The following is a 12,598-nucleotide window of genomic DNA, read 5'->3' as shown; positions in this document are numbered from 1 at the left end:
AGGACTCATCCCATGAACGACAACTCCTGCATCATCCGCGGCGGCACGGTGGTGTGCGCCGACCGGGTGCTTCCCGACCACGACGTCGTGGTCATCGACGGGCACATCGCGGCCATCGAGCCGGCCGGCGCGTCCGACTTCGACGCGCAGCCCGACGCCACTGTGGGTGTGCTGCCCATCGTGGACGCGCGCGGCGCGTTCGTGGCCCCCGGCCTCATCGACATCCACTCGGACTACGTGGAGAACGTGGCCTCACCGCGCCCGAGCGTGGTCATGGACCTGAACACGTCGCTGTACAAGGCCGACCGCGAGCTCGTGTCGCACGGCATCACCACCATCTTCCACTCCCTGTCGGTGTACGGCGCGCACATCTTCGACCACAAGCCCATCCGCGACTTCGGCAACGTGAGTGCGCTCATCGACCGCGTGGCCGGCCTGCGCGCAGGCGAGGAGCGCGACCACCTCATCCGCCACCGCCTGCACATGCGCGTGGAGCTGGACTCGGTGGACCTCTACGACGACATCGAAGAGTTCCTGCGCTCCGGCAAGGTGGACCTCGTGTCGTTCATGGACCACACCCCCGGCCAGGGCCAGTACCGCGACCTCCTGCTGTTCGGCGACACGCTCAAGGGCTACCGCGACGTCACCGACGACGAGGTGCGCGACATCATCCGCCAGCAGCAGGAGAGCAGCAAGATGACGTACGCGCAGATCGCGGCCCTGGCGTCCATCGCGTGCGAGCGCGGCATCTCCATCGCGTCGCACGACGACGACAGCGCGGAGAAGCTCGCGTTCATGGACGGCCTGGAGGCCTCCATCTCCGAGTTCCCCATCTCGCTCGACGTGGCCCGCGAGGCGCGCGCCCGCGGCCTGCACACGGTGGCTGGCGCGCCGAACGTGATGCTGGGCCGCAGTCATTCCGGCAACCTGAGCGCCCGCGAGGCTGTTGCGGCCGGCGCCATCGACGTGCTGTGCAGCGACTACTACCCGGCGGCGCTGCTCGACGCCGTGTTCGCGCTGCGCGACGAGTGCGGGCTCGACATCGCGCGGGCCTTCGCGCTCGTGTCCGCGAACCCGGCGAAGGCCGCCGGCATCGCCGACGAGGTGGGATCGCTCGCGGTGGGCAAGCGCGCCGACGTGCTGCTCGTGCGCGAGATCGCCTGCGGCGAGGCCGGCACGCGCACGATGCCCGTGGTCACGCGCGCGTTCGTGGGAGGCCGCTCCGTGTTCCGCTCGCATTACCCCGACCAGCCCCTCGGCTACGCCCGCGACCTGGGCGAGCACGTGCAGGTCGGGTGCGTCGAGGCTGCCCGCGCCCTCGCCTCCGAGGCGGTGTAGCATGAGCGCTCTCTGCCACTCGGTCCAAACCGCCGAAGCCGCCCCTTCTCATCATCCCGAACGGGAGGGCGAAGCCGTGGAGTCGAAGGAGCCCCTGCGGCGTCAGCCCAACGTGCCCCTCCTGCGTATCGACGATCTCTCCAAGTCCTTCCTGCTGCATCGCGTGGACCGGCGCATCAAAGGGTGCCAGCACGTGAGCTTCGCCCTATCGCCGGGGCAGTTCGTGGGCATCACCGGGCGCAGCGGCAGCGGCAAGTCCACCATCCTGCGCTGCATCTGGCGCACGAACCTGCCTGAGCAGGGGCGCATCCTGTACGATTCCGCCCGCTTCGGCCTCGTCGACCTCGCGCAGGCCACCCAGCGCCAGATGCTCTACCTGCGCGCCTTCGAGCTGGGCTATGTCTCCCAGTTCCTGAACGCGCTGCCGCGCCAAACGGCCCGCGACATCGTGCTGAAGAGCGCGCTCGAAGCCTACGGCGCCGACGAGCGCGCCCGCGCCCAGGCCGAGACCGAGCGCATGCTGCGCCACTTCGACCTGGACGAGAGCCTGTGGGAGCTCTACCCGCGCACCTTCTCCGGCGGCGAGAAGCTGCGCCTCAACATCGCCGCCGCCATGATCAAGCGCCCGCGCCTGCTGCTCCTGGACGAGCCCACCGCCTCGCTCGACAACGCGTCGAAGCTCAAGGTGCGCACCCTCATCGAACAGCTGAAAGCCGAGGGCACCACCATGCTCGGCATCTTCCACGACCTCGAATTCATGGACGGCTTGTGCGATCATGAGTTCAACATGCAGGAAGGGATGATGGCGTGAGGAACGGGCGGAAGCAAGGAAGAATCGCGACGGCGGCCGCGCGCGGCCCGGCCCTCCGCGCGGCGCGCAGGCGAACCCCGGTTTCGTGGCGGTTTTTGACGCTAGTTGATCATTCGGAAGCGCCGTATCGGGCCAAGGTGTCGGCCGAGAATGCGCGCGCCTGCATTTCACCTGGTCATAAACATGAAGGAAATCACTATGAACGAGCCGGCTTCGAGGCGATGATCAACTATCGTCATTTTCTGCCACGACCGATGGTTTCTCGTGCGCGCGGGCTCGGCAGGGAAGGGGCGGCGGCATGACGAATCGGGAAAAGCACACGGACGTTTCGCATGAGACATCTGGCGGCGAGGCGGGGTCGCACAAGGTCGGCCTCGCCGACCTCCACGTGCACACCACCATGTCGGACGGCTCGGACACCTTCGAGGAGGTGCTCGAACAGGCGCGCGAGCGCGGCATCGCGCGCATCGCGTTCACGAACCACGACACCACGCGCGGTCTGGACGGGGCTGCGGCCCTCGGCGCGCGCTACGGCGTCCAGGTGACGGGCGGCATCGAGGTGAGCGCCTACGACTTCCAGCGGAACCGCAAGGTGCACGTGCTGGGCCTCGGCCTGCGCGAGGATGCCCCCGCGCTCGCTGCCCTCTGCGGTCCGCTGCTCGAGCGCCGTAACGCGAACTCCCTCTGGCAGCTCGACCGCATGGTGAAAGCCGGCCTCCCCGTGGACGTCGAGCGCGCCCTCGCCCTCGGTCGCGCCTCCACCTGCCTGTACAAGCAGCACCTCATGGCCGCGCTCACCAGCGAGCCGTACCCGAGCGCCGCCTACCGTACACTCTATCGCAGCCTGTTCAAGAACGGCGGAATCTGCGACCGCGACATCGCCTATGTGGACGTCCGCGACGCCGTGCGCGCCATCGCGGAGGACGGCGGCCTGCCCGTGCTTGCGCATCCCGGCCAGCAGGACAGCTACGACCTCGTCCCCGAGCTCGTCCCCCTCGGCCTCGCCGGCATCGAGCAGCACCACCCCGACCACACGCCCGCCGACCACGCTCGCTGCGCCCAGCTGGCCGAACGCTACGCCCTCGCCTGCACCGGCGGCTCCGACTACCACGGTCGCTTCGGCTCCATCCCGCACGTGGGCTTCCGCGTTCCCCAAGCCTGACCGCGAATCCCCCTGCCGTCAACGTGCCCCGATGTTGGCGGCCGCTGCCGTCGGGCTTTGCCGGTGTGAGCCCACCTCCCTCTGCCGTTCCGGCATGCCGATGACGCGTTCTTGGCGGTGCGGATGCGGAGCAGGCTGAACGGCTAGATGTTCACGCCGATGGAGCGGGGGTCGTTATCTGGTGCCGGCTTATCGGAAAAGTTGTCTTTCGGCGAAAAGTTGAATCGCCGTCCGCGGCCCATGCCAGCTGTTCGCGCTACACTTACCAGCTATGGAAAAGCAAACCTCGCATATCGCGCAGCGCACCCGGATCGATGGACCTGTCGGCTGCCTCCCCGACGATCCCATCGTCCTCGGCGTGGACGTGGGCGGCACGCATACGAAGGTCGCGGCGTTCGACCTCGGCGGCGAGTTGCTGGGCACCTGCGCGCACGACCTGTTCGCGTGCGGCGAGGGTTCCGGCACAGGAGAGCGCCTGACATGACGAACGACCGGTGCGTCCGCGCTTCCATGCGCCCGCTTGCCTCACGAATCGTCCGGTTCGCGCGCGAGCGCACGGTGCTTGTCGTGTCGGCCCTAGCCGCCTTGGCAACCGTGCCCTTCGTCCCGCCCGACGAAGCGTATCTCGGCTATTTCGACGTGAAGACGCTCGCCTGCTTGTTCGGCATCCTCGCCGTAGTGGGTGCGCTGCGCGGCATCGGCCTGTTCGAGCATGCGGCGCGCCTCATCGTAGCGCGCTTCGTCACCTGCAGGTCGGCCGTGGCAGCGCTCGTGGGGTCCACGCTCGTGCTTTCGATGTTCGCCACGAACGACCTGGCGCTCATCATGATGCTGCCCCTCTCGGCCGCCACGCTGCTCAAAGCCGGATGGGAGCGCTCCCTGCCCTTCGCGCTCATCATGCAGAACCTGGCGGCGAACCTCGGCGGCATGATCCTGCCGTTCGGCAATCCGCAGAACCTCTACCTGTACGAGCGCTTCTCCATCCCGCTGGGTGATTTCCTCTCCGTCATGGCGCTGCCCTTCGCGGTCTCGGTCGTGCTCATCGCCCTCTGCTGCGTCTTGTTCGCCAAGCCAGAGCCCCCAAAAGCAACGAAAAAACGAGCATCGGAAAAAGAGGCGGCAGAAAAAGGCGTGACGAAAAAACGAGCGGAAGAAAAGCGCGTTGGGAAGAATCGGTCAGCGGAGGAACGAGCAACGGAAAGCTCGCTTGCAGATGAGGGCCGGCAGCGGGCGGCATCCTCCGCATCCGGCGAGCCCCTCGAACGAACGGATGTTTCACGTGAAACATCCGCATCCGAACAGGGGAAAGATGCCGATGCCGCCACTCCGCGCATCGTCTCGGCGCGCCGGCCGCGAGCGCTCGCCTATGCGGCACTGATGGCGCTGGTCATCGCGTCGGTGTTCCGGATCGTGCCCTATCCGGTTGCGGTGGGCGCCGTCGTGGTCGCGCTCGGCGCGCTCGACCGGCGGGCGCTGAGGACGGTGGATTGGGGGCTGCTGCTCACGTTCGCCTGCTTCTTCGTGTTCGCCGGCAACATGGCGCGCATCCCGGCCGTGGAGGGCTTCTTCTCGTTCTGGATGCACGAGAACGCGCTGCTCGTGGCTGCCGGCGCCAGCCAGGTGATCAGCAACGTTCCTGCCGCCGTGCTGCTGTCGCACTTCGCCGACGGCTACACGGCGCTGCTCGTGGGCGTGAACATCGGTGGCGCCGGCACGCTCGTGGCATCGCTTGCCAGCCTCATCACGTTCAACGAGTACCGCATCGTCCGCCGCGGCTTCCCCGGCCGCCCTGCGCTCTCCCGCGTCACGCCCGGAGCCTACCTCGCCCGCTTCACCGCGTACAACGCGGCCTTTCTCGCCGTGCTCCTGTTCGTGTGCGCGCCCTTCGTGTAAGGGCGTGCCGGACGGGTTTCCACTCCACCGCTTTAGTGTGCTAAACCGTACACATGCCAAAACGCCCCGTTCGCGGGGGCCCATTCATCGAAAACGTCGTTCGGCGACGGATAACTGTTTGAAAAGAGGGGGCTGGCGCTTTATAGTAGTGCGACTGCATCATACTTCATGACGTGAAAGCGGGATGCAGAGGAAAGGGGAGAGACCAATGAACATCAAGAAAATGGTTGCGCTCGTTGCAACCGGCGCCCTCGCGGCGTCGCTCGCGCTGTTCGGCTGCTCGTCGGGCGGCGGGCAGGACTCTGGTGCGAAGGACGACAAGGCGGCCGGCAACGAGTCCGGCTACACGCTGGTGAACGATGGCAAGCTGACGGTGGCGGCTTCGCTCGACTTCCCGCCGTTCGAGAACTTGAACGGCGACACGCCCGAGGGCTTCGAGGTGGAGCTCATGGGCCTGCTGGCCGAGGAGATGGGTCTGGAGATCAACTATCTGCCGTCCACGAAGTTCGATACCATCGTTCCGCTCATCCAGACCGGCGGCAAGGCCGATGTGGGTGTTTCGGGGATCACCATCACCGACGAGCGCCTGGACCAGGTCGACTTCACCGACGCCGTGTGCGACGTGAACCAGAGCATCACCGTGCTCAAGGACTCGGGCGTCACCGATGTGGCGCAGCTCGAGGGCAAGAAGGTGGGCGCCCAGACCGGCACCACGGGCTACGAGTGGGCTGCCGAGAACATCAAGGACGTGGAGATGGTGGGCTTCGACGAGATGACCGCCGTGTTCCTGGCGCTGCAGTCCGGCCAGATCGACGCCATCGCGGTGGACCTGCCGGTGGCGAACTACTACGTGAAGACGGCCTACACCGACTGCCAGGTCATCAAGGAGATCCCTACGGGCGAGCAGTACGCCATCGCGGTGAGCAAGGACAGCCCCGAGCTGACCAAGGCGCTCAACACGGCGCTCAAGGCCGTGCGCGAGAACGGGAAGTACGACGAGCTTGCCGCCAAGTGGTTGCAGTAACGCACAGATAGGGTGAGCATGCAGATCGCATTCGCATTTGCGCGGAAACACCTCGCAGGCGCCGCGGCGGTTCTCTTCGCCGCGGCGCTGGCGGTCTCGTTCGTCTTGCCGGTCCAAGCGCACGCGCTCGACGTGGAGCGCTGGACCGCCAAGCCGAACAAGGACGGCGACAACACCACGGTCCTGGGAGCCACGGCGACGCGCGTCACGTGGCAGGGCCAGACGGCGGAGGACGAGTCCCTCGTATCCGTGACCATCGGAATGCCCGAGGGCACGACCGTCGAGGCCGAGAACGTGAAGACCACCGTGCTCGTGGGCCTCGACCGCCTGGATGCGGCATCCGAGGCCGTTGTGGACGGCAACGACGTCACGGTGACGCTCGCCGACCCTGCGCCGGCCGGCGCGCTCGTCATGGTGGAGTGCAACCGCACGCTCCTGCCGGGCGGTGGCGGGTCGTTCGGCCTGGCGGGCAGCTACACCACGGCCGACGGGCAGCGCCACGACATGCCGGCCACGGACCAGGTCATCAACGTGACGGGCACCTCGCCCGCCGAGCAGCTGTCCAGCTGGCTCAACCAGCAGGACTGGGTGAAGGCGTGGAACTCCAACAAGTTCCTGCACCTGTTCTTCGACCCGGCCATCATCGTCACGTCCGTGCCGGCGCTGCTAGCCGGCTGGCTCGTGTCGATCGGCGTGGTGGTGGTGAGCTTCCCGCTGGCCATCCCGTTGGGCCTTCTGCTGTCGTTTTTGCGCATGGCTAAGCACCGCCTTCCGCGCGCCATCGGCGCCACGTACATCAACATCGTGCGCGGCACGCCGCTGTTCCTGCAGCTCTACATCGCGTTCTTCGGCCTGCCGCTCATGGGCGTGCAGATGGACAACTTCACCATGGGTGCCATCGTCCTGGTCATGAACTCCAGCGCGTACCTGGCCGAGATATTCCGCGCGGGCATCCAGTCCATCAGCCAAGGGCAGTTCGAGGCGGCGCGGTCGCTGGGCATGAACGGCGCGCAGACCATGTTCTTCGTCATCATCCCGCAGACGGTGCGGCGCGTCATTCCCACCATGACCAGCGAGTTCATCCTCATGTACAAGGACACGTCGCTGCTGGCCGCCGTGGGCGTGACCGAGCTCATGATGTACGCGAAGACCATCACGGCCGCCACGGGCAACGTGACGCCCTACATCGTGGCCGCCGGATTCTACCTCATCGTCACCATTCCGCTCACCAAGCTCATCAACACCATGGAAGCGCGCATGTCCAACGGGCGCCGCAAGCATAAGAAGGGCCCCGCCGACCGCAGCATCACCTCGGCTGCCTCGGTGGTGCCCGATTCCGACGCCGGCGTGGCGCGCAGCATCCGCCTGTCCGAGACGTTCGCCGGGCCCGCCTCGCAGACCGACGCGGCAACGCGCATCTACGAGGATGCGAAGCGCAACGGCAACCATATCAGCCATTAAGGAGGTGCGGATCATGAGCGAGCAAGCAAACGAAGCAGCCGTCGGCAGGACGGATACCGGCAAGACGGGCGCTGCGGACGAGACCGTCATCCGCATCGAGGACCTGCGCAAGACGTTCGGCGACAACGAGGTGCTGCGCGGCATCGACCTGGACGTCCGCCGCGGCGAGGTGGTGGTGATCCTGGGCCCTTCCGGCTCGGGCAAGTCCACGCTTCTGCGCTGCGTGAACCTGCTGGAGAAGCCCACGGGCGGCCGCATCTTCTTCGAGGACACCGAGATCACCGCGAAGAAGACCGACATCAACAAGGTGCGCGCCAAAGTGGGCATGGTGTTCCAGAACTTCAACCTGTTCCCGCACCTCACGGCCAAGCGAAACGTCATGCTGGCGCAGCAGAAGGTGCTGCACCGCAACAAGGAGGAGGCCGCGCGCATCGCCGAGGAGCAGCTGGAGAAGGTGGGGTTGGGCGAGCGCATAGACTACCGGCCCTCCGAGCTGTCCGGCGGCCAGCAGCAGCGCGTGGCCATCGCCCGTGCCCTGGCCATGGACCCGCACGTCATGCTGTTCGACGAGGCCACGAGCGCGCTCGACCCCGAGCTCGTGCGCGATGTGCTGAGCGTCATGAAGGAGCTCGCCCGCGGCGGCATGACCATGATCGTGGTGACGCACGAGATGGGCTTCGCCCGCGATGTGGCCGACCGCGTCATCTTCATGGACGGCGGCTATATCGTGGAGCAGGGCACCCCCGAAGAGGTGTTCGACCACCCGCAGTCCGATCGCACGAAGGACTTCCTGGGCCATATCTCGTAGCCCCTGCTTCGGCCGGCCACCAGGCGTGCGTGTTGGGCGAGCCCCGGCACATGAGGAGGCTTCCAAGGCTGACCGCATGCGCCGGGGCTCGCCTCATCTGCACGAGCGATCCCGGCCAGCCGAGGGGAAGGGGCGGACGGTCGCTTGCAGAGGGTCGATGATCGGCGAGATATGTTTTCTTCCCGCCCCCTTGAATACGATGGCTCTGCGCGCCCGCGCGTTTTGTGCAAACCCCGGCTGTTTTTCCTACGGCAGTCGCGGATATTCCCTCTGCATGAGGTTACGGTTTGATTCCTTTTTATGCAGAAGTATGGAAACAAAGAAGAAGAATATCCAATATGGTCATGATCTTGTTTCGCACAAAGCGCCACCAAACCGTAATATTTTTGTGCATATGAACAAGATCATTGATTTTTTGTCAAAAATCATTCGAAAATTTGTGTTGCAGGTGAACAAAAAAGATGGTATAACTTCTTCAACGGCAAATCTGGTAAGCATGCGACGGTAGGAAAACCGGGAGCGTCATGAACCACCAGTCTCCCAGCACTCTGAGGTTGCAGCGCAAGGCCAGCAAGCTGCAGTAGTATGTAGTGTGCCACCCAACGGTAGCGAAGAACGCTGCCAAAGAAAGGAGACTGTCATGGCGAAGATAGTCAATTCTTGGAACGACTGGGATCCGCTGAAGCGCGTTATCGTCGGTCGTTGCGACAACTCGATGATTCCCCCCGAGGAGCCCGCAACGTCTGAGAAGGTCCCCGTCGATTCCGAGATGCGCGGCATGTGGGGCCTGCGCCCCCTCGCCACCGTCGAGCGTGGCAACGAGTGCCTTGAGAACCTCGTGAAGATCCTCGAGGACCGCGGCGTCGTCGTCGACCGTCCCACCCCGCTGCAGTGGAACCAGGCCATCGGCACGCCGGACTTCCGCAACGACTCCATGATGACCTGCATGCCCCCGCGTGACATCCTGCTCACCGTCGGCAACGAGATCATGGCCTCCGCGAACTCCTTCCGCTGCCGCTACTTCGAGTACCTGGCCTACTGGCCCCTCATGAAGCAGTACTTCGACGAGGATCCCGACTTCCTGTGGACCCAGGCCCCCCGTCCCCGTCTGACGGACGCCTCCTACAAGCACAACTACTACGACGAGAAGATCACGCTGGAAGAGCGCCTCGTCCGCACGGCCAACAAGGACTTCGTGACCACCGAAGTCGAGCCGATGTGGGACGCCGCCGACCTCATGCGCATGGGCAAGGACATCTTCATCCAGCATGGCCTGACCACGAACCGCACGGCCATGGATTGGTTCCAGCGCTACTATCCCGAGTACCGCATCCACGCCGTGAACTTCCCCGGCGACCCGTACCCGATCCACATCGACGCCACCTTCGTGCCGCTGCGTCCGGGCCTGATCATCAACAACCCGCACCGCAAGCTCCCCGAAGAGCAGCGCGCCATCTTCGAGGCCAACGATTGGCAGATCGTCGAAGCCGCCCAGCCGGCCCACGACGAGCCGCCGGCGCTGTGCTACAGCTCCGTCTGGCTGTCCATGAACTGCCTCGTGCTCGACCCGAAGACGGTCATCGTGGAGGCCTCCGAGGTCTACCAGCAGGAGCAGATGGACAAGCTCGGCATGAACGTCATCCCCTGCGACCTGCGCGACGCCTATCCGTTCGGCGGCGGCCTGCACTGCTCCACGGCTGACGTCTACCGCGAGGGCGACTGCCTCGACTACTTCCCGAACCGCGTCAAGGATCCCACCCTGGTGCGCCCGGAGATGTGGAACGACTAGTCGCGCAGCATGACTTCGTACTGACCGATAGCACGAGTCTACTCCGTTAAAAAAGAAAGGGGATCTGGTTGAGCTTAGAAGCCAGGTCCCCTTTTTGATTCCATCCTATAAGCCATCTATGCACGCAGTTCGGCCATGCGAGGCCGAATAGGTGCCTTATTGCCTTTGTTCCGCCTCGCATGGCCCGGGCTGCACGGAGATGGCGTAGAGGGGATCGTTTCTTTTTGCTACTGGTTTAAGGAGGACCAATGGCAGACAACAATGACAAGAAGCCGGGTCTCGGCAATGGAAAGGACGGGTCCGGCGGCTACGAGATGAAGCTGGGCTTCGGCACCATCGCCATGTTGATCTCGGCCACGGGCATGGGCCTCGTGCCCCTGTTCAGCCGCTGGGCAACGCGTACCGACATGTTCAACGGCGCAGCGGGCTTCAATGCGGGCGACAGCATCGGCGCCCTCATGGCCGTGGGCCGGATGGGCATGGGCGTGCTGTTCTTCCTCATCTTGCTCGTGGCCACGCACAAGGTGCACGTGTTCAAGAAGCTCAAGCTCACCCCGGCCATCGCGCTGGGCGGCCTCATGATCGGCATGTCGCTGGCGTGCTACGTCACGTCCACGCTGCTGACCACCGTGTCGAACGCAGTGCTGTTCATCTACATAGGCCCCGTTATCTGCGTGCTGCTGGCCCGCATATTCCGCAAGGAGCCCATGTCCATCCTGCAGTGGGTGTGCTTGGGCGCCGTGTTCGTCGGCATGCTGTTCGGCGAGGGCCTGTTGGGCTTCGGCGTGGGCGGCCAGGCGTTCGGCTTCGACTTCAACCTGGTGCCCTCGACGCCTGAATTCCCCATGAAGGGTATCGGCGACGCGTTCGGCATCGCCTCCGGCTTCTTCTACGGCGCTTCGATGTTCTTCAACGGCTACCGCAAAGACGCCGACACCACGGCCCGCGGCGTGTGGAACTTCATCTTCGCCGTCATCGGCGCGGGCGCCATCACCATCGTCCTGAACTCGCTCGGCGCCAACCCGGGCATGGAGAACTGGGCGCTCAACGTGCACTTCACCACGTTCAACTGGATCGGCGCGGTGCTGCTGTGGATCATCTGCGGCCCCATCGCCCTGGGCTTCCTGCTGGTTGCCGGCCGCAACCTGCCGGCTGCCGACTACGGCACCATCGCGTACTGGGAAGTCCCCGTGGCGCTGTTCTGCGGCCTCGTGGTGTTCGGTGAGCCGTTCACCATCAACACGGCCTTGGGCGCCATCCTGATCATCGGCGGCGGCGCGATCCCGTCCATCAAGGGCATGGTTGCCGGCCGCAAGCAGAAGCAGCGTGACGAGATCAGCGAGAACCTGACGGCGCGTCTGGACCAGGAGCCCCAGCAGACCGGCGTGAGCGCCGAACTGGCGGCCGCCCCGGCTCCGAGCGTGGCGCTGGCGGATGCCGAGCCCCTGAAGATCACTGAGAGCCTGACCCACATCGCCACCAAGATGGAGTTCGAGCCCGCGAAGAGCGAGGACGAGCTGCAGGCGGTGTTCGTGGAGCAGGGCCTGCAGGGCTTCCCGGCGAAGCTCGACATCGTGGAGCGCACCGAGGACCACGTGCAGATGATGAGCCTCCAGGAGTTGCTGCGGTTCGCGAAGGCATCGAACGTGGGCGCGGTCACGTACGACGTGACGTATTTCCCGCATGCGGACAACGCAGAGGTTGAGTACCAGCTGCACCAGCTGGCACGCGACCTGGGCATCAGCGCCGAGGTCATACGCGACCTGTGCGCCAACGAGATTCGCGAGTACCTGGAGCTCGACGCCAAGCGCGATGCGAGCGCGCCGGTGCACAGCATCGTCGAGGCGTACATCGGAGGCACGGCCTTCGCCTGGTACGGCATGAACGACTATCCGCGCCTGAAGCGGGTCATCCTCCGCAAGCTGGCGGAGGGCGGCCAGCAGGCCAAGAGCAACTTCATCATGCGCGCGAGCAAGGCGCAGGTGGACCTGCTGGAGGACTACTGATAGCAGGCCGGGCGCGACAGCTTGGGCTCTGAGCGCGTGGCGGCCCGTTTCGACCGGCCGCCACGCCTCAGGCTTCGCAGCGTCGGGGTTCTCGCTGCGATCCCCCCGGTCGCGCCGTGTGCATACAGACTGGTTTCCGCGCGCTCCGCGCCTTCTTCCAGATCCCGGTCGCGGAGCGTTGCCTGCCGGGCGAACGTTACATCTTGGTGGTAAGCCGAGTTTTGGCGTTATCATAACGGTTGCTGGAAGCGTATCTCCCCATTTTTGTCAGGAGGGCTCCACATGAAGCGAAGGCTTGCCAAGCGG

The 12,598-nt window shown here is 65.2% G+C and carries 11 protein-coding genes; all 11 read left to right on the top strand.

Annotation, left to right across the window (positions count from 1 at the left end; translation table 11 throughout):
- The first annotated feature begins 12 nt into the window (after positions 1 to 12).
- On the top strand, positions 13 to 1,338 hold the full coding sequence (locus tag LB310_RS02535) for an alpha-D-ribose 1-methylphosphonate 5-triphosphate diphosphatase (RefSeq protein ID WP_278804888.1): 1,326 nt from the start codon (positions 13 to 15) through the stop codon (positions 1,336 to 1,338).
- Position 1,339: 1 nt separating this feature from the next.
- A complete protein-coding gene (locus LB310_RS02530; RefSeq protein WP_278804890.1) occupies positions 1,340 to 2,149 on the top strand; it encodes a phosphonate C-P lyase system protein PhnL in 810 nt (269 codons plus the stop codon).
- Between the two features lie 298 nt (positions 2,150 to 2,447).
- Complete coding sequence (gene phnPP, locus LB310_RS02525; RefSeq protein ID WP_278804893.1) at positions 2,448 to 3,311, top strand: phosphoribosyl 1,2-cyclic phosphate 1,2-diphosphodiesterase; 864 nt, start codon at positions 2,448 to 2,450, stop codon at positions 3,309 to 3,311.
- A gap of 271 nt (positions 3,312 to 3,582) precedes the next feature.
- Positions 3,583 to 3,795: a hypothetical protein gene (locus LB310_RS02520; protein ID WP_278804896.1), complete on the top strand. Its 213-nt coding sequence runs from the start codon at positions 3,583 to 3,585 to the stop codon at positions 3,793 to 3,795.
- On the top strand, positions 3,792 to 5,204 hold the full coding sequence (locus LB310_RS02515; protein WP_278804897.1) for an SLC13 family permease: 1,413 nt from the start codon (positions 3,792 to 3,794) through the stop codon (positions 5,202 to 5,204). Before LB310_RS02520 ends, LB310_RS02515 begins: the two co-directional genes overlap by 4 nt.
- A gap of 208 nt (positions 5,205 to 5,412) precedes the next feature.
- Entirely contained in the window at positions 5,413 to 6,228 is an 816-nt protein-coding gene (locus tag LB310_RS02510; protein WP_087191722.1) for an ABC transporter substrate-binding protein, read from the top strand.
- 18 nt (positions 6,229 to 6,246) lie between these two features.
- The gene (locus LB310_RS02505) at positions 6,247 to 7,689 is read left to right on the top strand and encodes an amino acid ABC transporter permease (protein ID WP_087191756.1); all 1,443 of its coding nucleotides are present in this window, start codon (positions 6,247 to 6,249) and stop codon (positions 7,687 to 7,689) included.
- A gap of 13 nt (positions 7,690 to 7,702) precedes the next feature.
- On the top strand, positions 7,703 to 8,497 hold the full coding sequence (locus LB310_RS02500) for an amino acid ABC transporter ATP-binding protein (protein WP_278804899.1): 795 nt from the start codon (positions 7,703 to 7,705) through the stop codon (positions 8,495 to 8,497).
- Positions 8,498 to 8,654: 157 nt separating this feature from the next.
- Positions 8,655 to 9,005, top strand: a complete 351-nt coding sequence (locus LB310_RS02495) for a hypothetical protein (protein WP_278804901.1) — start codon at positions 8,655 to 8,657, stop codon at positions 9,003 to 9,005.
- 132 nt (positions 9,006 to 9,137) lie between these two features.
- On the top strand, positions 9,138 to 10,286 hold the full coding sequence (locus tag LB310_RS02490) for a serine/threonine protein kinase (RefSeq protein WP_278804903.1): 1,149 nt from the start codon (positions 9,138 to 9,140) through the stop codon (positions 10,284 to 10,286).
- Between the two features lie 248 nt (positions 10,287 to 10,534).
- Positions 10,535 to 12,292 carry a DMT family transporter gene (locus LB310_RS02485; RefSeq protein ID WP_278804905.1) on the top strand — a complete coding sequence of 586 codons (1,758 nt, stop codon included), beginning with the start codon at positions 10,535 to 10,537 and terminating at the stop codon, positions 12,290 to 12,292.
- The last annotated feature ends 306 nt before the right edge of the window (positions 12,293 to 12,598 follow it).

It is taken from the genome of Gordonibacter sp. RACS_AR49 (genome assembly GCF_030418435.1).
In the GTDB taxonomy this organism is placed as follows: Bacteria; Actinomycetota; Coriobacteriia; order Coriobacteriales; family Eggerthellaceae; genus Gordonibacter; species Gordonibacter urolithinfaciens.
The sequence above is the reverse complement of the archived record's forward strand: the minus strand, read 5'-3'. Positions and strand labels throughout refer to the sequence as shown.

Excerpts from the sequence above, each read along its gene's own strand:
- LB310_RS02535 (WP_278804888.1), top strand. The coding sequence starts at position 13 with ATGAACGACAACTCCTGCATCATCCGCGGCGGCACGGTGGTGTGCGCC.
- LB310_RS02530 (WP_278804890.1), top strand. The coding sequence starts at position 1,340 with ATGAGCGCTCTCTGCCACTCGGTCCAAACCGCCGAAGCCGCCCCTTCT.
- phnPP (WP_278804893.1), top strand. The coding sequence starts at position 2,448 with ATGACGAATCGGGAAAAGCACACGGACGTTTCGCATGAGACATCTGGC.
- LB310_RS02520 (WP_278804896.1), top strand. The coding sequence starts at position 3,583 with ATGGAAAAGCAAACCTCGCATATCGCGCAGCGCACCCGGATCGATGGA.
- LB310_RS02515 (WP_278804897.1), top strand. The coding sequence starts at position 3,792 with ATGACGAACGACCGGTGCGTCCGCGCTTCCATGCGCCCGCTTGCCTCA.
- LB310_RS02510 (WP_087191722.1), top strand. The coding sequence starts at position 5,413 with ATGAACATCAAGAAAATGGTTGCGCTCGTTGCAACCGGCGCCCTCGCG.
- LB310_RS02505 (WP_087191756.1), top strand. The coding sequence starts at position 6,247 with ATGCAGATCGCATTCGCATTTGCGCGGAAACACCTCGCAGGCGCCGCG.
- LB310_RS02500 (WP_278804899.1), top strand. The coding sequence starts at position 7,703 with ATGAGCGAGCAAGCAAACGAAGCAGCCGTCGGCAGGACGGATACCGGC.
- LB310_RS02495 (WP_278804901.1), top strand. The coding sequence starts at position 8,655 with ATGATCGGCGAGATATGTTTTCTTCCCGCCCCCTTGAATACGATGGCT.
- LB310_RS02490 (WP_278804903.1), top strand. The coding sequence starts at position 9,138 with ATGGCGAAGATAGTCAATTCTTGGAACGACTGGGATCCGCTGAAGCGC.
- LB310_RS02485 (WP_278804905.1), top strand. The coding sequence starts at position 10,535 with ATGGCAGACAACAATGACAAGAAGCCGGGTCTCGGCAATGGAAAGGAC.